The sequence below is a fragment of the Natrinema sp. LN54 genome (assembly GCF_052439245.1).
Classification (GTDB): domain Archaea; phylum Halobacteriota; class Halobacteria; order Halobacteriales; family Natrialbaceae; genus Natrinema; species Natrinema versiforme_A.
The window spans coordinates 458,501-475,959 of sequence record NZ_JBQVRP010000004.1 but is presented as its reverse complement, the minus strand read 5'-3'; the positions used below and the strand labels follow the sequence as shown (position 1 = coordinate 475,959).

General features: G+C 66.7%; 19 protein-coding genes. 7 read left to right on the top strand and 12 right to left on the bottom strand.

The genetic code is table 11. From position 1 onward, the window contains the following. Positions 1–100: 100 nt before the first annotated feature. Entirely contained in the window at positions 101–583 is a 483-nt protein-coding gene (locus ACT4ML_RS14825) for an SHOCT domain-containing protein (RefSeq protein ID WP_444721554.1), read from the top strand. On the opposite strand, the gene mnhG is transcribed toward ACT4ML_RS14825, so the two are convergent. The 7 genes from mnhG to mbhE are packed head-to-tail and all read right to left on the bottom strand — an operon-like array spanning position 584 to position 6,836. Next, positions 584–958, bottom strand: coding sequence for a monovalent cation/H(+) antiporter subunit G (mnhG, locus tag ACT4ML_RS14820; RefSeq protein WP_444721553.1), 375 nt, complete (start codon positions 956–958; stop codon positions 584–586). Beyond that, on the bottom strand, positions 955–1,245 hold the full coding sequence (locus ACT4ML_RS14815; protein ID WP_138244722.1) for a monovalent cation/H+ antiporter complex subunit F: 291 nt from the start codon (positions 1,243–1,245) through the stop codon (positions 955–957). The genes mnhG and ACT4ML_RS14815 overlap by 4 nt, the downstream gene beginning before the upstream one ends. Continuing rightward, the gene (locus ACT4ML_RS14810; RefSeq protein WP_444721552.1) at positions 1,238–1,843 is read right to left on the bottom strand and encodes a Na+/H+ antiporter subunit E; all 606 of its coding nucleotides are present in this window, start codon (positions 1,841–1,843) and stop codon (positions 1,238–1,240) included. The genes ACT4ML_RS14815 and ACT4ML_RS14810 overlap by 8 nt, the downstream gene beginning before the upstream one ends. Next, positions 1,843–3,492 (bottom strand): complex I subunit 5 family protein, encoded by a 1,650-nt coding sequence (locus ACT4ML_RS14805; RefSeq protein WP_444721551.1) that lies wholly within the window; start codon positions 3,490–3,492, stop codon positions 1,843–1,845. Before ACT4ML_RS14805 ends, ACT4ML_RS14810 begins: the two co-directional genes overlap by 1 nt. Positions 3,493–3,541: 49 nt before the next feature. Continuing rightward, positions 3,542–3,898, bottom strand: coding sequence for a sodium:proton antiporter (locus tag ACT4ML_RS14800; RefSeq protein ID WP_138244725.1), 357 nt, complete (start codon positions 3,896–3,898; stop codon positions 3,542–3,544). Beyond that, a complete protein-coding gene (locus tag ACT4ML_RS14795) occupies positions 3,895–4,359 on the bottom strand; it encodes an MnhB domain-containing protein (RefSeq protein WP_138244726.1) in 465 nt (154 codons plus the stop codon). Before ACT4ML_RS14795 ends, ACT4ML_RS14800 begins: the two co-directional genes overlap by 4 nt. After that, positions 4,356–6,836, bottom strand: a complete 2,481-nt coding sequence (gene mbhE / locus ACT4ML_RS14790) for a hydrogen gas-evolving membrane-bound hydrogenase subunit E (protein WP_444721550.1) — start codon at positions 6,834–6,836, stop codon at positions 4,356–4,358. Before mbhE ends, ACT4ML_RS14795 begins: the two co-directional genes overlap by 4 nt. 195 nt (positions 6,837–7,031) lie before the next feature. Here mbhE and ACT4ML_RS14785 point away from each other — a divergent pair, with 195 nt between their 5' ends. Beyond that, positions 7,032–8,693 carry a tRNA uridine(34) 5-carboxymethylaminomethyl modification radical SAM/GNAT enzyme Elp3 gene (locus ACT4ML_RS14785; RefSeq protein WP_444721549.1) on the top strand — a complete coding sequence of 554 codons (1,662 nt, stop codon included), beginning with the start codon at positions 7,032–7,034 and terminating at the stop codon, positions 8,691–8,693. Between the two features lie 422 nt (positions 8,694–9,115). On the opposite strand, the gene ACT4ML_RS14780 is transcribed toward ACT4ML_RS14785, so the two are convergent. The 3 genes from ACT4ML_RS14780 to ACT4ML_RS14770 form a co-directional block, all read right to left on the bottom strand. Then, a complete protein-coding gene (locus ACT4ML_RS14780; protein WP_444721548.1) occupies positions 9,116–9,469 on the bottom strand; it encodes a hypothetical protein in 354 nt (117 codons plus the stop codon). Between the two features lie 96 nt (positions 9,470–9,565). Continuing rightward, complete coding sequence (locus ACT4ML_RS14775; protein ID WP_444721547.1) at positions 9,566–10,390, bottom strand: ZIP family metal transporter; 825 nt, start codon at positions 10,388–10,390, stop codon at positions 9,566–9,568. 120 nt (positions 10,391–10,510) lie between these two features. Next, on the bottom strand, positions 10,511–11,155 hold the full coding sequence (locus tag ACT4ML_RS14770) for a hypothetical protein (protein ID WP_444721546.1): 645 nt from the start codon (positions 11,153–11,155) through the stop codon (positions 10,511–10,513). Between the two features lie 279 nt (positions 11,156–11,434). On the opposite strand from ACT4ML_RS14770, the gene ACT4ML_RS14765 reads away from it, so the two are divergent. The 4 genes from ACT4ML_RS14765 (at position 11,435) to ACT4ML_RS14750 (ending at position 14,936) form a co-directional block, all read left to right on the top strand. Continuing rightward, positions 11,435–11,782 (top strand): hypothetical protein, encoded by a 348-nt coding sequence (locus tag ACT4ML_RS14765; RefSeq protein WP_444721545.1) that lies wholly within the window; start codon positions 11,435–11,437, stop codon positions 11,780–11,782. 114 nt (positions 11,783–11,896) lie between these two features. Continuing rightward, positions 11,897–14,059 carry a ribosome rescue protein RqcH gene (gene rqcH, locus ACT4ML_RS14760; protein WP_444721544.1) on the top strand — a complete coding sequence of 721 codons (2,163 nt, stop codon included), beginning with the start codon at positions 11,897–11,899 and terminating at the stop codon, positions 14,057–14,059. Positions 14,060–14,274: 215 nt separating this feature from the next. Beyond that, complete coding sequence (locus tag ACT4ML_RS14755; protein ID WP_444721543.1) at positions 14,275–14,529, top strand: hypothetical protein; 255 nt, start codon at positions 14,275–14,277, stop codon at positions 14,527–14,529. Positions 14,530–14,642: 113 nt separating this feature from the next. Next, a complete protein-coding gene (locus ACT4ML_RS14750; protein ID WP_138244736.1) occupies positions 14,643–14,936 on the top strand; it encodes a hypothetical protein in 294 nt (97 codons plus the stop codon). 14 nt (positions 14,937–14,950) lie between these two features. Here ACT4ML_RS14750 and ACT4ML_RS14745 read toward each other — a convergent pair whose 3' ends face one another. Together ACT4ML_RS14745 and ACT4ML_RS14740 are read right to left on the bottom strand one after the other, a co-directional pair. Then, positions 14,951–15,490 carry an HTH domain-containing protein gene (locus ACT4ML_RS14745; protein ID WP_444721542.1) on the bottom strand — a complete coding sequence of 180 codons (540 nt, stop codon included), beginning with the start codon at positions 15,488–15,490 and terminating at the stop codon, positions 14,951–14,953. Between the two features lie 84 nt (positions 15,491–15,574). After that, on the bottom strand, positions 15,575–16,096 hold the full coding sequence (locus ACT4ML_RS14740; RefSeq protein WP_444721646.1) for a hypothetical protein: 522 nt from the start codon (positions 16,094–16,096) through the stop codon (positions 15,575–15,577). A gap of 266 nt (positions 16,097–16,362) precedes the next feature. Here ACT4ML_RS14740 and ACT4ML_RS14735 point away from each other — a divergent pair, with 266 nt between their 5' ends. Next, positions 16,363–17,430, top strand: coding sequence for an mRNA surveillance protein pelota (locus ACT4ML_RS14735; protein WP_138244737.1), 1,068 nt, complete (start codon positions 16,363–16,365; stop codon positions 17,428–17,430). The last annotated feature ends 29 nt before the right edge of the window (positions 17,431–17,459 follow it).

The window sequence follows — 17,459 nt, the reverse complement described above, 5'->3', positions numbered from 1 at the left end:
GTCCGTAGACTGCGTAGCGGCAGCGCCGTCACGTCTGCCCCGGTTGCTCGGGGTCCTCGACCGATAAGCTATATCTGATCTCCGATCGACAGGTCCGACTATGGATACGATCGGGGAGGACGACCGTCACCACGACGACGGCCCGTGGGCTCGGTTCCGGGAGAACGCGACCGGAATCGCGTCACTGCTCGTGACCGGGCTTTGGCTCGGCGGTTTGCTCGCCGATCAATCGTGGTGGCTCCCGGTGTTGGTCGTCGGGTACGCCGCCGTCGTCCCGGTGGTCGCGATACTGTTCGGCGACGAGGACGACCGCCGAGAGTGGGTCGGCGACGCCGCGGATACGGACGAGTCGGTAACGAAATCGGACGCAGAGACCGCCGCCGAACCCGCTTCTGACACGCGTGACGCGCTCGAGACCCTTCGCGAACGCTACGCCGCCGGCGAGGTGACCGACGAGCAGTTCGAGCGCAAACTCGAGCGACTGCTGGACACGGAGACGCTCGAGGACGCCGAAGAGTGGACTCGAGCGCGAAAGGGGGACCGGGATCGAGACGGGACTCGAGAACCGGAGTTCGAACGCTGATCAGTCGTCGGTCGGTTCGGCCTCGTCCGATCGCTCGGCGCGGTCGGGGCGCTCGACTGCCGACGGATCGGGCCACGTGACGCTCCCGAGGAAGGAGATCCCGATCCGCTCGGCGGCCCGGGCGATCATGTGCGCGCCGGTCGGCACCGTCAGGAAGAGGAAGACGATCCCGATGAGCGCGGTCAGGCCCTCGGAACCGGGGCCGAACTCGACGAAGCCGGCGAGGAAGATCGCGGCGGTGCCGAGCGTCGTCGGCTTACTCGTGGCGTGCATGCGGTTGTAGACGTTCGGCAGGCGCAACAGGCCGACCGTGCCGACGGTCAGGAAGAAGACGCCGACGACGATCAGCGCAATGATGACGGCGGTCTGGATCATTCGATCACCTCGCCCTCGGTGACGAACTTGGCGACGGCGACGGTGGCGATGAAGCCGATGATCGCGAGCACGAGGCTCACCGTGATGAATAGGCCCCGATCGGTCAGGAGCGCGAACAGGACCGCGATCGCGACGACGTTCGTGGCGATGGCGTCCAGTGCGACCACCCGGTCGGGGTTCGTCGGGCCGCGGATCACGCGGTAGCCACAGAGGACACAGAGCCCGCTGACGAGAACCAACGCGGCCCGGATCGCCGTCTCGAGGACGGCGGGATCGCTCTCAGTCATCGTCGTCACCTCCGCCTTGGCGGCCCGTGGTACTGTCTCTTTCCCCGCCGGAGACGACGATTTCCGGCGGCCGGTCCGCGGGCGAGGCGTCCTCGTTGAACAGCTCGAGGGCGTAGTCCTCCCACGTGCGGATCGGTTCGGCGATCGCCTCGGGGTCGCGGCCGTTGACGCCGTGGACGTACAGCGCGTTCGTCTCGTCGTCGTAGTCCAGCGTCACCGTGCCGGGCGTGATCGTGATGCTGTTGGCGATGACGGTGATCGCGATATCGGATTCGACCCGGAGCGGCACGAGGATCACTTCGGGCTCGATCGGCATGCCCGGCGAGAGCACGCGGTAGGCGACGTCGAGGTTGGCCCGCAGGAGTTCCCAGACGAACGCGCCGAGGTAGAGCCCGGCGTAGGGAAGCGCCCGGACCCCGCGACCGAGGTCGACGTACTTGCCGTACAGCCGCCGGAAGACGAACGCGACCGGCAGACCGACGAGCAGCCCCGCGAGCAGACCCCGGACGAGTGAGATCGGCGTGAGCGGCATGCCGCGGACGAACACCCACAGGACGGCGAATATGACGCCGACGACCGGCCACGTGCGCACTCGCATCAGTGCTCACCCCCGCTCGAGCCGAGCAGATCGTCGGCGGCCTGCGGATCGACGGCGTCGACGTAGCTCTCGGTGTCGAGCGCCGCCTCCGCGGCCGTTCGCGCGAACTCGTAGACGGGCTCGAAGCCGACGCCGACGCCGACGATCGCCGTCGCGAGGACGACGAGGACGGTCACCTGCACGGGGTCGACCGTCGCCACCTCCACGGCGGGGGTCCGAGCACCCCAGAAACTCCGATTCCACATGCGGGTCGCGTAGGCGATAGTCAGCAGCGACCCGGCGAGTAACAGGACGATCGCGGGGCCGTTCTCCGCTCGAGCGGCGGCGTCGAAGACGAGGAACTTGCCGAAAAAGCCCGAGAGCGGCGGGATGCCGACGAGAGCGAGCGAGGCGACGAACACGGCGATCGCCAGCGGCGGCGACCGGCGCGCGAGCCCGCCGAGATCGTCGAGGCGGCTTGTCCCCGTCGCGGCCCTGACCGTGCCGACCGCGAGGAAGAGGAGTCCCTTCGCCAGCGTGTGGTTGAGCGCGAACACCAGCGCGGCGATGATGGCGAACCGTCGTAGTTCCGGGCTGGCCGTCGTCGCCGCGATCGCGACCGGAATCGCGATGAACCCGACCTGCCCGATGCTCGAGTAGGCGAAGACGCCCTCCATGGAGTCGCGGCCGACGGCCCCGATGCCGCCGAGGAGGATGCTGGCAGTGCCCATGATGAACAGCGCCGCGCCGACGAACGGGAGCGGCGAGTCCCCCGCGATCGTCACGCCCAGTAGCGGAACCGAGAGATCGACGGCGACCTCCGCGCCGGCGAAGACGGTAAAGGAGAGCCGGATGATGGCGTAGATCCCGACCTTTTTGGTCGCGCCGGCCAGCAGGGCGGTGATCTGTGGCGGTGCGGCCCGGTAGGCGGTCGGGATCCAGAACTGGAAGGGGACCAGCCCGGCCTTGATCGCGAACACCGACAGGAGCAGGCCGAGCAGGCCGACGACCGGAACGGGATCGAGGCCGTAGGCCGCCGGGTCGGCGAGCCGCTGGGCGAGGTCGGCCATGTTGAGCGTGCCGGTCGTCGCGTAGATGCCGCCGACGCCGAGCAGGAAGACGGCGCTGGCGAGCAGGTTGAGCGAGACGTACCAGAACGCGGCGCGGGTGTGTTGGGGACCGCCGCTGTAGGCGACGAAGACGTAACTTGCCATCAACATCACCTCGAACCAGACGAAGAGGTTGAAGAGGTCGCCGGTGAGGAACGCGCCGGTGACTCCCAGCGCGAGGAAGTGAAAGAGCGGGAAGTAGTAGCTGCGCCCCTCGCCGCCGGGAAGGTGTCTGGTCGAGAAGACCAGCGAGCAGACGCCGAGTATCGCGACCATGGTCAGCATGAACGCCGACAGCCCGTCGGCCACGAGCGTGATACCGAAGGGGGCCGCCCAGTCGCCGACCTGATAGGTCGCGATCCCCGGCGCGTCCGGTGCGAGGACGATATACCAGTCGATGGCAGCCACCGCGACCGCGTAGGCCGCGCCGCCGGCGAGGCTCACCGCCGCTCGAGCCCGGGGCCGACGCCCGAGCAGGAGCGAGCCGACGGCCGCGACCAGCACGACCAGCATCGGCGCGATCACGAGCTGTGATTCCGTGCCGACGGGCGGTGCGGTCATCGTCGATCACCCGATGCTACTCTCGTTGTCGCCGTCGTTGGCTGCGGGTTCATCGTTCGCGATCACCGAGTTCCGAAACGTCGAGCGTGTCGTGTTCCTCGTAGACCCGATACGACAGGACGAGCGCGAACGCGGTCATCCCGAAGCCGATGACGATGGCGGTCAACACGAGCGCCTGCACCAGCGGATCGGCGGTCTGCGGAACGTGGTCGCCGTGGCCCGCGAGGACCGGCACCGAATCGGTGGTCGCCGGCGCGATGCCGCCCATCGCCAGCAGGTAGACGTTCGCGGCCTGACTGATGATCGCCAGCCCCCAGACGACCCGGACCAGATCCCGCCGCAGCAACAGGAAGGTGCCGAGGGCGAAGAGCGCGCCGACCGCGGCCGCGAGGACGACCGCGGTCATTCGGCTCCCACCACCGAGAGGATCGTGAGCAATCCACCGACGACCACGCAGTAGACGCCGAAATCGAATGCCAGCGCGCTCGCGACCTCGAGGTGGTCGTAGACCGGCACCCCCTCGAGCATGACGAACGCCTGCGTGAGGAACGGTTCGCCGAACAGGAGCGGTCCGAGCCCGCTGGCGACCGCGATCGCGAAGCCGTAGGCGAACAGCCGGCGGTAGGCCACGACGACGCGGTCCCGCGAGTGCTCCTTGCCGGGGTCGACGTCGCGCCCGAGGACGCCCCGCTCGAGGAAGTCCAGCCCGAAGGCCATGTAGATGATCGCGAACGCCGTCACCGTGAGGACCCCGCCGATGAACCCGCCGCCGGGGAGGTTGTGTCCCTCGAAGTACAGCGAAATCGAGACGACGAGGATGATCGGGACGATCGCTCGAGCGGTCGTGCGCATGATGACGGTCGTCATTGGTCTCCACCTCCAGCGGTTCCGCTATCGCTCCGTGCTCCGGTCGGTTCGTCGCTCCTCGAGTCGTCCGCAGGGGACTCCTCGCCGGGGGTGGCGTCGGTATCGTCTCGATCGGCGGCCCGGCCGTCCTCGCCGCGGCCGCGCATGACGATCAGCGTCAGGATCGAAATCGAGGCGAGCGCGACCACGGCGAGTTCGCCGAGCGTATCGAAGCCGCGGAAGTCGACGAGGGTCACGTTGACGATGTTGGTCCCGCCGCCCTCCGGAACCGCCTGCTCGGCGTAGTAGCGGGCGATGTCGGTCGGTCCGTCGGGGCGCGCACTCGTCGTGACCAGTACCGTGACGAACGCGGTCGCGCCGACGGCGACGGAGAGAACGGCGTCGCGGACGCTCCGACCGACCTCGACCTCGTAGGACTCGGGGATCTCCTCGATGACGAGCAGGAAGATCACGAGCACGAGCGTTTCGACCACGAGCTGGGTCAACGCGAGGTCAGGCGCGCTCGCGAGGATGTAGAAGATGGCGACCATGAAGCCCAGGATCGAAAGGGTGAGGACGCCCGCGATGTGGGATTCGGAGACCACGACGGCCAACCCGCCGATCACCGCGACGAGCAACACGAGCCCGATCGCGAGCGTGACCTCGAGGCCGAACTCGGTCGGCGCGATGGCACCCGCCGCGACGAAGCCGGCGAGCGCGAGCGTACAGGTCGCCGCGAGCGTCCACGTGGCGTAGGTCCGCAGGAGGCCGTTGTGAACGTACTCGGCGAACGCTCGTCCCTCGTCGCTGAGGCCGTCGACGATCGTATCGTACCACCAGTTCGCGCCGATCGGCGGTACCGCCCGCGGGATCGCGCGGATGCCGTCGTGAAGCCGGCCGTAGGCCGGGAACGCGAGGAGCCCGACGCCGATCGTAACCGCGCTCATCCCCACCGCGGGCGAGTACGACATCGGGATGTCGACGTGCATCTCGTGGGGGTCGACCGCCGTCGCCTCGAGGCCGGACTGGACGATGATGTCGACGGCGAGTTCGGGGTCGACGCTGACGACGGCGGCCAGCAGCGCCAGCACGGCCGGCGGGATGAGCAGGGTGACCGGCGGGCGGTGGACGTGCCCGAGGTCGTCGGGTCGGTCGCCGAAGAACAGCGAGAGGAACTTCAGCGAGTAGAGGACGGTGAAGATACTGCCGAAGACGGCGACGGCGGGGTAGAGCCAGCCCAACAGCCCGATGTCGTGGTGGTGGCTCGCCTCGACGGCGGCCTCGAAGAGCAGTTCCTTCGAGTAGAAGCCGTTAAAGGGCGGAATCCCGGCCATGCTGAGCGCGACGACTGCGGTGATCGCCGCCGTCACCGGCAGGTCGCGGCGGAGCCCGCCGAGCTGTTCGATCTCTCGGGTCCCGGCCTCGTGGGCGACGATGCCGGCGACGAGAAATAGCGCGGCCTTGAACAGCGCGTGATTGAGCAGGTGGAAGACGCCGGTTTCGGCCCCGTAGACGGAGGTAAATCCGAAGCCGGCGACCATCAGTCCGAGGTGGCTCGCCGTCGAGTAGGCGAGCAGTTCCTTGATGTCCGTCGCCGCGACGGCCATGATCGCACAGACGGTCATCGTCGTCAGCCCGAGCGTCGCGAAGAGGAACAGCCACTCCTCGCCGACGAGCATCGGGCGGACGCGACCGATGAAGTAGACGCCGACTTTGACCATCGTCGCGGAGTGGAGAAACGCCGAAACCGGCGTCGGGGCCGCCATCGCGTTCGGCAGCCAGAAGTGCAGCGGGACCTGTGCGGACTTCGTCCCCGCGCCGATCGCGAGCAGCCCTAAGACCGGGAGGAACAGCCCCCGATCCCGAAGGGCGGCTGCCATCGCGTCGGGCTGTTCCAGCATCGCGGCCAGATCGAACGCCGAGGCGGGGCCGACCACGTCGCCGGCGACGATCGACAGCAAGAGGAGGCCGACGAGCAGGAAGAGCCCGCCGCCGACGGTGATGAGCATGGCCATGCGGGCGGCGTACTGCGAGGAGTCGTCGGCGGTGTAGTGGCCGATCAGGACGAACGAACAGAGGCTCGTGAGTTCCCAGAAGAGGAAGATCGCGATCAGGTCGGCGGCGAGCGCGACGCCGACGATCGAGCCCATAAAGGCGAGCAGGGCGGCGTAGAACCTGACCAGCCCCGATTCGCCGTGCATGTACGCGGGCGAGTAGGTGAAGATGAGCGTCCCGATACCACACGCCAGCAGCGCGAACAACAGCGCCCAGCCGTCCACGTGAAATCGGAGCGCGATATCCAGCGAGGGGATCCACTCGAGCGCGACGGTCCCCTCGTCGCCGTACTGGCTGGCGAGGAGCCCGAACGACGACAGCGCGACGAGGCTCCCCACGAATCCCGTTCCTTCTCCGAGGACGCGAAAGAACAGCGGCGTCAGTGCTGCGGCGATAAACGGCAGCGCGACCGCGGCGACGACGATCGCCAGGTCGGGAGACATTCAGTACGCCGAGGGTAGGGCGAGACCGCCCTTAAACGGTTACCTTTCGGACGGTGCTGCCGTGTACGGAATCGCGGGCAGCGACCGCTCGGTGGCGGACCCGTTTGATCCGCGGTATCGGTCTCGGATCGGTCGTGGCCCGTCGAATCGGCGAGTCCGACACGCTTATTCGCGAACGGCTACGAATCACGTGTAGTGAGTACCGAGACGCCAGAACCGACCGAAACCGAAGCGTTCGAGCGGGTCTGTGAGACGCTCGTCGAACGGATTCTCGCCGGCGACGTCGAGCGCGACGAGGTCGAAAAAGCCAAGCTCGAGGCCTGTTCGGAACACTCGGCACCCAAGGTGCCCAAGAACTCCGAACTGCTGGACTACGCGCCCGAGGAGCACCGCGAGGACCTAGAGACCGTGCTCCAGCGCAAACCGGTCCGGACGGCCTCCGGCGTCTCGCCGGTCGCGATCATGACCTCGCCCGAGCGGTGTCCCCACGGCAAGTGTCTCTACTGTCCCGGCGGCCCCGACTCCGAGTTCTCGTCCTCGCAGAGCTACACGGGCGAAGAGCCCGCCGCGGCCCGCGGGGTCCAGAACGACTACGATCCCTACGGGCAGGTCACGCTGCGACTCGAGCAACTGCGCCAGATCGGCCACCCCGTCGACAAGGTCGAACTCATCCTGATGGGCGGGACGATGACCGCTCGCAGCCACGACTATCAGGAGTGGTTCGTCAAGCGCGCCCTCGAGGCGATGAACGACTACGACGTCGACAAGGAGCCCGAACCGGCACAGGACGTTAGCTTCGCCGAGGATCCCGAGGAATACGAGTTCAAATACCTCGAGGACGTCATCGCGGAGAACGAGACGGCGGACATCCGCAACATCGGGACGACCTTCGAGACGAAGCCGGACTGGTGTGACCCCGAGCAGATCGACCGAATGCTCGAGTTGGGCGGGACGAAAGTCGAGGTCGGCGTTCAGACCACCTACGAACGGATCAACCGCGACATGCACCGCGGCCACGGTGCTCAGGCGTCAATCGAGGCCAACCAGCGGCTGCGGGACTCGGCCTTTAAGGTCGGCTTCCATATGATGCCCGGCCAGCCCGGCATGAGCAAGGAAATGTGTCTCGAGGACTTCCGCCGGCTCTTCGAACAGGAGCAGTGGAAGCCCGATTACCTGAAGATCTACCCGACGCTCGTCGTGCGGGGCACCGCGACCTACGACTGGTGGCACAAAGACGAGTACGAACCGCTGTCAAACGACGAGGCCGCCGATCTGGTCGCGGAGATCAAGGACATGATCCCCCGGTACACCCGGCTCCAGCGCGTCCAGCGGGACATCCCGGCGGACTTCATCGACGCCGGCGTCTGGAAGTCGAACCTCCGGCAACTCGCTCGCAAGCGCATGGACGACCACGGCTGGACGTGTGACTGCATCCGCTGTCGCGAGGCCGGGATGCACGACGAGGAACCCGAGAACATCGAACTCGACGTGATGACCTACGAGGCGTGTGGCGGCACCGAGCACTTCATCTCCTTCGAGGACTTCGAAAAGGACCTGCTGGTCGGCTTCTGCCGGCTCCGGTTCCCGAACGACCCCGTCCGTCCGGAACTCGAGAACACGGCCCTGATCCGGGAACTGCACGTCTACGGCTCAGAGGTCGCGATGGGCGATGAGGGCGAAACGGACCAACACCAGCATCAGGGCTACGGCCGCCGGCTGATGGAGCAGGCCGAGGCCCTCGCCGCCGACGCCGGCTACGACAAGGTGAGCGTCATCTCCGGTATCGGCGCTCGAGAGTACTACCGGAACAAACTCGGCTACCACCAGGACGGACCGTACGTCAGCAAGCGCTTGTAGCGGCACGGACTCGACGTACAGACTGATCGGGAAGTCCTACTGCCCGACCGTCGTCACCGCTTTTCGATTCATCCGTCTCCGGACGACGCAGTATATCGACCGTCAAAGTACACAAAATTCATATGGATAGATACGGTAATATCGGATGCCGACAACTGTCGGCACCGTTGTCAACCAACCCCCACTCCGACAGCGGCACACCGATTGCCTCTCGCCATGAGCGCGCCGACTCCACCTATCGCTCGATCCCCTGGAGCGATACTCTCGGCGCGCTCGATCTCGGACTGTTTGCTGGCACTCCGTTCGCCTCGGAACCGTTGCTCCGTTGGATACTGGACAGTCGACCCGTTCTGTCGCGGCAGGCCAACGGACGTAGCCGGAGATGGCGCGGCGAAACCCGCTGTAGCGATATTAGGCCCGCGTCAGCGAACGGGTTTCCGTTTTCGGTCCCTCGAGCGAAATTCGTCGCTCAGCAGTCCGAGGAGCAGGACGGCGCTCGCGGTCTGAAACGCCAGTTGCTCGAACCCGGTCGTGAGCGTCGCGTACAGTCCGCTCAAGACCACACTGACCAGCATGGCTGCACGGATCCACCCTGCGGGTAGCGACCCGTCGGCATCGGTAGCCGCGAGATAGAGCTGCGATCCCAGAATCGGGATCACGAGCAGCATGACGAACGCGAAGAACGGCCCGTCGAGCCCGATCGCGCGCCCGAGTAGAAAGGCACAGCAAAAGACACTCAGTGCGACGGCGAGGACCGCGTTCTCTCGAGAATCCATGACTAGCTATCACTGATCCAATACATATTCCTTCCGAACGGTCGTTCGGGAGTCGCGACCCGTCACGGAACCGGGTTCGAACCGGCCGATTCGAACTCAGACCGCGAGGACGGTGTCGACGAGTAGCATGGTCGCGAACCCGAGGACGAAGGTCGCCGTCGCGGTGTCGGCGTAGCCGTGACCGTGGCTCGAGGGGATGAGTTCGCGGAAGACGACGGCGATCATCGCGCCGGCGGCGAAGCCGGCGGCGACGGGGAACAGCCCGGAGACGAACGCGACCAGCGAGAAGCCGACGGCCGCGGCGATCGGTTCCGGAACGCCGCCCGAGAGGGTGGTGTAGAGGAGGGCCTTGGGGCCGGAGACGCCCGCCCGGACCGCAGGGACCGCCATCGCGAACCCGTCGGGGACGTTCTGGACGGCGATCGCCGTCGCGATGGCGACTCCGAGCGCCGTCTCGCCGCTGGCGAACGCGATGCCGACCGCCAGCCCTTCGGGGACGTTGTGGATGGTGACGGCGCCGCCGACCAGTGCGGCTCGGCGCAGATCGTCGTCGACGGGGTCAGTGCCGGAGCCCTCCGCGGCCGACGGTAAGTCGCCGGCAGGATCGGATCCCGTTCTCGGGCCTTCGGCGCGTTCCTCGCTGAACAGGAGGTGCAGATGCGGAAACGCGGCGTTGGCCGCGAGCAGGAACCCGCCGCCGGCGACGATTCCGACGACGACCTCGAGCGGGGAGCCGAGCTCGAGGCCGGGGAGAACGAGCGCGAAGACGGCAGCGCCGACCATGATGCCCGCGGCGAGCCCGAGCGAGCCGTCGTAGACGCGGTGACTCACCCGGTCGGAAAACAGGAGCGGCAGTGCGCCGATCCCGGTCGTACAGCCCGCGATCGCGGCGACGAAGACGACTTCACCGAAGGGTGACATATCGGTTCGGTTCGCCGCCGTCTCGAAAACGTTTGCGATCGGGAGACACACTGCCGGCCACAGCGACCGCGAGGCGAGTCGCTCGATCACGACTCGTCTCAGTTCGGGGCCCGCGGCTCGTCAGTCGATCGTGACCTCGAGTTCGAGCAGGCCGAGGTGGGGCGGTGCGCCGCCGCCGTTCGTGCGGAAGTCCTCGGGTGTGGCGTTGACGACGTTGTAGAAATCCGACTGATCGGTCGGCACCAGCGTACTGCCGTCGTCGCGCTGGAGGAACGCCGGCGTGTCGGTCCCCTCGATGAGGTCGCGCTGTTCCTGCCAGTCCTCGCCGGCGTAGATGAAGGTGCCGAAGGAGAACCGCCCCGCGGCGAGCGCGTCGTGTTTCGACATGAACATGCCGGCTTCCTCGGCGTTGTACTCCTCGTCGCTCACCCACGCGATCGCCGCGACGCCCTCGGACTCGAGGAGGTAGAAGTCCCACGAGAGCGTCGCGTCGAACACCGCCCAGACGCTGCGCGGGCCGACGGTGTGGAGTTCGACGCTGAACGCGGGCCGCAGCCGCGAGCCGTCCTGTTCCGGGACGAACGTCGCGTCGTAGCCCGGCGACCGGATCCCGCGGTCGTGGTAGACGACGCCGTCCATATCGACGTCGGCCTCGATTCGATCGATGATCCCGCTGACGGTGGCCCCGCCCTGATTCTCGAGGTGCTCGAGGAAGTCGGGGAACTGGGAGACGTTCTCCCAGGGTTGTTCGTCGCCCGCGCTCATACGGCTCGCCCTCCGTGGGGATCGGGTGCTCGGTCTCGAGGCCCGCAACGGGGGGCCGTCCCGGCCGGATCGTGCGTGGTGCCACCGACAGCGTCGTGCATATCGGGTGGTGGGGGACGGCGAGGATTAGGCTTTCCGACCTCCGACAGGGGCTGCGTTGCGAGTTGGCACTGATGGAGCCGATTGGTCCTGTGCATATTGACCATTTCAGGGATCGAGGCCACAGTTCGATACGATCATCCGAACTATCTTCACCGATCAGTATCCAAACCGAACGTAATGACCGAGCGAGACCGATTGGATTTCGGGGGGTTGTGGAACGGCCTCTCGTATATCGTTCTCGGTCTGGTAGCACTGGCTGTGTTCGTATTTTACGGGGACCCAGTCGACACTGGCGGGGTTATTGCGAGTATCGCACTTGTGGGAATTGGTGTTGCGGCTGTACTCGCCCAAAAACTCTCACCGCTATTCGCCGAACTGAACCGCTATTGGACCGGGCTATTTTGGGCGCTGTGTGGGCTTGGCATTCTCGGTCTCGGCCTTCTGAGTTCAACCAAACGGGCTAGTAGTGGTGTTCTCGGCGTGTTATTCGTAATTTATGGTGTTCTCATCGCATTTGATCGGTGATCATCCTTTCGTACTGACTGAGGGCCACGGTCGCCTCACAACGCGGTCAGATCGGAATCCGGGCGCTGGCGTCGGAGCGACACGCCTTTTTGACCGGGCCGGGCAATTTCGGGTATGGATCCAAAGCGGGAACTCACCAGCGTCGACCTCGCCGCTCTCGTCGGGGAACTCGGGGCCTACGAGGGCGCGAAGGTCGACAAAGCGTACCTCTACGGCGACGACCTCGTCCGGCTCAAAATGCGGGACTTCGACCGCGGTCGCATGGAACTGATTCTCGAGGTCGGCGAGGTCAAGCGGGCCCACACGGTCGCCCCCGAACGGGTACCCGATGCGCCCGGCCGACCGCCGCAGTTCGCGATGATGTTGCGCAACCGGCTCTCTGGCGCGGACTTCGCCGGCGTCGAGCAGTACGAGTTCGACCGCATCCTCGAGTTCGTCTTCGAGCGCGACGACGGCACCACCCGGATCATCGTCGAACTGTTCGGGCAGGGCAACGTCGCGGTCACCGACGGCGAGTACGAGGTGATCGACTGCCTCGAGACCGTCCGACTGAAGTCCCGGACCGTCGTGCCGGGCTCGCGCTACGAGTTCCCCGACACCCGGACGAACCCGCTGACGGTCTCCCGGGAGGCCTTCGACCACGAGATGGACGACTCCGATACGGACGTGGTCCGCACGCTCGCGACCCAACTCAACTTCGGCGGCCTCTACGCCGAGGAGCTGTGTGTCCGTGCCGGCGTCGAGAAGGGGATGGACATCGACGACGCCGACGAGGACGTCTACGAGCGGCTCTACGAGACGATCGAGCGGCTCGCGCTCGACATCCGGAACGGGAACTTCGATCCGCGGCTCTACCTCGAGCGCGACGACGAGGAAGATGACGACGGAGAGGGCGACAGTGATGATGCCAACGCCAGCGTCGTCGACGTGACGCCGTTCCCGCTCGAGGAGCACGACGACCTCGACGGCGAGGCCTACGACTCGTTCCTCTCGGCGCTGGACGACTACTTCTTCCGGCTCGAACTCGCCGAGGAGGAAGAACCGGACCCGACCGACCAGCGGCCGGACTTCGAGTCAGAGATCGCCAAACAGGAGCGCATCATCGAGCAACAGCAGGGGGCGATCGAGGGCTTCGAGCAGGAGGCCGAAGCGCTGCGCGAGCAGGCCGAACTACTCTACGCCGAATACGGGCTGGTCGACGACATCCTCTCGACGATTCAGGGGGCCCGCGAGCAGGACCGCTCGTGGGACGACATTCGAGAGCGCTTCGAGGAGGGAGCCGAGCAGGGCATCAGCGCCGCCGAGGCCGTCGTCGACGTCGACGGCAGCGAGGGGACCGTTACCGTCGATATCGACGGCGAGCGGATCAACCTCGTCGCCGGGCAGGGTGTCGAGCAGAACGCCGACCGGCTCTACACCGAGGCCAAGCGCGTCGAGGAGAAAAAGGAGGGCGCGCTGGCCGCGATCGAGAACACCCGCGAAGACCTCGAGGACGCCAAGCGCCGCCGCGACGAGTGGGAGGCCGACGAGAGCGGGCCCGCGGAGGACACCGAGCCCGACGAGGACGAGGAAGAGACCCAACGCGACTGGCTCTCCGAGCCGTCCATTCCGATCCGCGAGAACGAGCCGTGGTTCGACCGCTTCCGTTGGTTCCACACCAGCGACGACTACCTCGTGATCGGCGGCCGCAACGCCGATCAGAACGAGGAACTGGTCAAGAAGTATCTCGAGCCCGGCGACAAGGTCTTTCACACGCAGGCCCACGGCGGCCCCGTCACCGTGCTCAAGGCGACCGATCCGAGCGAGGCCTCCTCGAGCGACATCGAACTGCCCGACTCGAGCATCGAGGAGGCCGCCCAGTTCGCCGTCTCCTACTCGTCGGTCTGGAAGGACGGCCGCTACGCGGGCGACGTCTACGCCGTCGACTCCGATCAGGTCTCGAAGACCCCCGAGAGCGGCGAGTACCTCGAGAAGGGCGGGTTCGCGATCCGTGGCGACCGGACCTACTACCGGGACACGCCGGTCGGCGCGGCGGTCGGGATTCAGTGTGAGCCCTACACCCGCGTCATCGGCGGCCCGCCGTCGGCGATCGAAGAGCGCGCGGTAACGACGATCGAACTCGAGCCCGGGCGGTACGCGCAGGCGGACGCGGCAAAGCGGCTGTACCGCCAGTTCCGCGAGCGGTTCGAGGACGAGACGTTCGTCCGCAAGATCGCCAGTCCCGACCGGATTCAACACTTCATGCCGCCGGGTGGCAGCCGGGTCGCGGACGACTGATACGGGTTGCTGTACCGATTTGTCGGCGCAACCCCAGAGCGGTCGGGAGTTGCGCCAGCAGTGACGTACAGCAGACCGTATGAACGCGGACCGGCGTCGACTGTCCCGGAGCGAGAGACAGCGCGAGCCGCCGCGTTTCTCCCGTCTCTTCGGTCGACCGCGACCCCGATATGTACGGCTCAACACTGATTGGTGTCCCCGGCCTAAGTCGGTCGATGATGCACCCACTCGAGGCGGTCGTCCCCGCGCAAGTCGGTGGTGGGATCGACTGGCCGATCATCGTCACCGCGGTCATCCTCGTCGCGATGGTGGTCATGATCGGCTTCGTGGTGTTCCTCGCGCTCGGTCCCGGCACCCAGCCGTATCAGGCGGAGCACGCGGAACCGACCCCGACCGACGACAGCGGCGTCCGCGACGCCGATGCAGAGGAGCCGGACTCCCCGACGGAATCCGGGTCGGGCTCCGATTGACGAGTGCCGACCGCCGTTCGCTTTCTCGACTGCGCGGTTCTCGGGTCGCCGTTCGAGCGGAGGCTGCACCTGCCGGGTCCACGACTACACGGCAGACCATGGACGCGATTCGCATGGCGGACATCGATACCGACACCGACACGGAACCGGATCTCGGCACCGCGACCATCGTCTACGAGACGCCCGGTGAGACCGACGAGCGAGCGACCGTCGATAACGACCGAATCGCCTACTTTCAGGACCACTGGCTGTTCGCGTACGGCACCGACGAGAACGGCAACGACGTCGTTCGCCGGGTCCCCAAAGAGCGCGTCCACTACGTCGAACGCTCGGTCGACGAGATCGAGGAAACGTTCGAGTCTGGCCTCGAGAAGGCGAAGGGGAAACTCGAGGAGTTGCGAGACTGAACGCGGTCACCCCCTCACTCCTCTTCCTCGAGGTGCGCGTGATTCCCGACGTGGCCGTCAGCTCGGGTTTCCGTCCGTTCGTCCCGATCGGCGAACGGCTCGGTCCGCCCGGCCTCGAGCGCGGTGAGACAGTCCTCGACGGTGTACGTGCGATCCCCGTCCGAGCAGGGCGCGACACACTGGAGATCGTCGTCTTCGTACACGGCGACGCAGGCGGTCGGTACCCGAATGTGGACGGCGCGTCGCCGATCGAGCATCGAGGGGGTTTCGCGCCGGTCGAACGCACACAGCGCGTACCCCTCGCGGTCGGCCCACGACCGGAACGCGTCGACGGTGAGCGAGACCGACGGGCCGGCATCGTCGAGTTCCTCGAGCGCGGGACACACCGGCGACCACGTCTCGACGCGCACGTCCGCGGGGCCGACCCGCTCCTCGAGCCGGCGGGATCGGGCGGCGGTCTCTTTGAGGTGCTCGACGATGTCCGCGTCCGCGCAGTGCCGGAGAAAGACCTCGACGCGGATCTCTCGGTCCGGATCGGTGGCTGAGTCCGTCATTTGCTGAGTCGTCCCTGGCCGCTTGCAACCGCACTCGTCGCGGCTACCGGGACGACAATAAAACTTGCACCGCGTCGGACGCCCTTACCGTCCGTCGGTCGACTCGGCGCCGTCGGTCGGGCCGCCCGTCGGGTGGGACTCGCCTCGAGTGTGGGTCGTCGGTCCGGGTTCGGCGCGATCGGTCTCGTCGAGAGCCACATGCCGCTCCGATGCGTCGTAGGACGAGCCCAGCGCGATCAGGAAGCCGACCATCGCGGTCACGAGGGCGACGATCCCGATCGCGACGACCCCGATGGACGCCGCCGGGCCCGAGAGGACCTCGCCGGCGGTCAGCAGCGAGACCGCCGTCACGGCCGCAATCAGGGCCAGCAGTCGGCCCAACCGCCCGGCGTCGAACCCGTGGAACGTCTTCTCGCCCGTCGTATCGAACAACACCGTCACGATCCCGTTGTACGGGTCGTCGGTCCGGGCGTTTCCCAGCGAGTGAATCGACTGTGCCAGCCACGTGCCGGCGGTGAAGTTGAGCAGCGCGACGAATGAGACGAGGCCGATTTGGCCGTCGACGAACAGGCCCGCCCCGATCGCCCCCGCGAACGTCAGCGCCATGATTGCGTGGGTCACGAGCGATCGGACGCCGAAGTCCGCTAACTGATCGATGGACGTGTGTGCCATACCCAAACTGGGCCGACGGCGGCAATCCCGTTGCTCCCTAACAGTGTCGAACGTGAGCATATACCAGACTTTCTCCGGAGTCCCGACGGTCGCCTCGAGTCGCTGCGCGATCGCGGGTTCGGACGGCGGGCCGAATCGGTCGCCGTTGCCCGGCAACACCGATCGCAGCCCACTTACCGCCACCCCGCGAACGACTGCCCATGCAGATCAAAGACCGGGAGCAGGTCGAGGGCGGCCGCGAGCGGATCACGGTCGTCCCCGAGAGCGTCGACGACCTCTGGCACCTGCAGTACGTCCTCGAGCCCGGCGACCGCGTCGCGGGCGATACGACCCGGCGGATCCAGCGCAACGACGACCAGATGCGGGATACGGGCGGCGAGCGCGAGCACATGTGGGTCGCCATCGCCGTCGAGGACATCGAGTTCCACAAGTTCGCCAACCGGTTGCGGATCGGCGGCGAGATCGTCGCCTGTTCGCGCGAGGATCAGCTGAACTTCCACCACACGCTCAACGTCGAGGCCCGCGACGAAATCTCGATCGAGAAGCGGTTCAAGCCCGATCAGGAGGCCCGCCTCGAGGAGGCCGAGGAAGCCACGGAGAACCCGGACGTGGCGATCGCCACCGTCGAGGAGGGGGAGGCCCACGTGCACACGGTCGCCCAGTACGGCACCGAGGAGCGGGCGACGATCACCGGCACGACCGGCAAGGGCGAGTACGCCCGCGGGCGCTCGGAGCTGTTCGAGGAACTCGCGACGGTCCTCAAACGCCTCGAGGTCGACGCCATCATCCTCGCCGGGCCCGGCTTTACGAAACAGGACGCCTACAAGTACATCGAGCAGAACGAATCGGAACTCACCGAGTTGATCACGATGGTCGACACGGCGGCCGTCGGCGACCGGGGGGTCCACGAGGTGCTCAAGCGCGGTGCCGTCGCGGACGTCCAGGAGGAGACCCGCATCGAGAGCGAGGCCGAATACATCGACGAACTCACCCGCCGCATCGCCGACGGTGCCAAGGCGGCCTACGGCCCCGAACAGGTCAAAAAGGCCGCCGAGTTCGGCGCGATCGAACGCCTGCTCGTCCTCGACGATCGACTGCAGAAAGAGCGCGGTCCCGACGGCGAGTGGGCGATCAGCGTCGACGACATCGTCCGCACGACCGAACAGAAAGGCGGCGACGTGACCGTCTTCTCGAGCGAGTTCCCGCCCGGCCAGCAGCTGTCGAACCTCGGCGGAATCGCGGCCCTGCTTCGGTACCGACTCGAGTGAGCGGGGGCGGACGACGGCCGTGAGTCGAG

What these genes read in the sequence shown, in the direction of transcription:
- ACT4ML_RS14825 (WP_444721554.1), top strand. Translation starts at nt 101, where the DNA reads ATGGATACGATCGGGGAGGACGACCGTCACCACGACGACGGCCCGTGG.
- mnhG (WP_444721553.1), bottom strand. Translation starts at nt 958, where the DNA reads ATGATCCAGACCGCCGTCATCATTGCGCTGATCGTCGTCGGCGTCTTC.
- ACT4ML_RS14815 (WP_138244722.1), bottom strand. Translation starts at nt 1,245, where the DNA reads ATGACTGAGAGCGATCCCGCCGTCCTCGAGACGGCGATCCGGGCCGCG.
- ACT4ML_RS14810 (WP_444721552.1), bottom strand. Translation starts at nt 1,843, where the DNA reads ATGCGAGTGCGCACGTGGCCGGTCGTCGGCGTCATATTCGCCGTCCTG.
- ACT4ML_RS14805 (WP_444721551.1), bottom strand. Translation starts at nt 3,492, where the DNA reads ATGACCGCACCGCCCGTCGGCACGGAATCACAGCTCGTGATCGCGCCG.
- ACT4ML_RS14800 (WP_138244725.1), bottom strand. Translation starts at nt 3,898, where the DNA reads ATGACCGCGGTCGTCCTCGCGGCCGCGGTCGGCGCGCTCTTCGCCCTC.
- ACT4ML_RS14795 (WP_138244726.1), bottom strand. Translation starts at nt 4,359, where the DNA reads ATGACGACCGTCATCATGCGCACGACCGCTCGAGCGATCGTCCCGATC.
- mbhE (WP_444721550.1), bottom strand. Translation starts at nt 6,836, where the DNA reads ATGTCTCCCGACCTGGCGATCGTCGTCGCCGCGGTCGCGCTGCCGTTT.
- ACT4ML_RS14780 (WP_444721548.1), bottom strand. Translation starts at nt 9,469, where the DNA reads ATGGATTCTCGAGAGAACGCGGTCCTCGCCGTCGCACTGAGTGTCTTT.
- ACT4ML_RS14775 (WP_444721547.1), bottom strand. Translation starts at nt 10,390, where the DNA reads ATGTCACCCTTCGGTGAAGTCGTCTTCGTCGCCGCGATCGCGGGCTGT.
- ACT4ML_RS14770 (WP_444721546.1), bottom strand. Translation starts at nt 11,155, where the DNA reads ATGAGCGCGGGCGACGAACAACCCTGGGAGAACGTCTCCCAGTTCCCC.
- ACT4ML_RS14765 (WP_444721545.1), top strand. Translation starts at nt 11,435, where the DNA reads ATGACCGAGCGAGACCGATTGGATTTCGGGGGGTTGTGGAACGGCCTC.
- rqcH (WP_444721544.1), top strand. Translation starts at nt 11,897, where the DNA reads ATGGATCCAAAGCGGGAACTCACCAGCGTCGACCTCGCCGCTCTCGTC.
- ACT4ML_RS14755 (WP_444721543.1), top strand. Translation starts at nt 14,275, where the DNA reads ATGATGCACCCACTCGAGGCGGTCGTCCCCGCGCAAGTCGGTGGTGGG.
- ACT4ML_RS14750 (WP_138244736.1), top strand. Translation starts at nt 14,643, where the DNA reads ATGGCGGACATCGATACCGACACCGACACGGAACCGGATCTCGGCACC.
- ACT4ML_RS14745 (WP_444721542.1), bottom strand. Translation starts at nt 15,490, where the DNA reads ATGACGGACTCAGCCACCGATCCGGACCGAGAGATCCGCGTCGAGGTC.
- ACT4ML_RS14740 (WP_444721646.1), bottom strand. Translation starts at nt 16,096, where the DNA reads ATGGCGCTGACGTTCGCGGGGGCGATCGGGGCGGGCCTGTTCGTCGAC.
- ACT4ML_RS14735 (WP_138244737.1), top strand. Translation starts at nt 16,363, where the DNA reads ATGCAGATCAAAGACCGGGAGCAGGTCGAGGGCGGCCGCGAGCGGATC.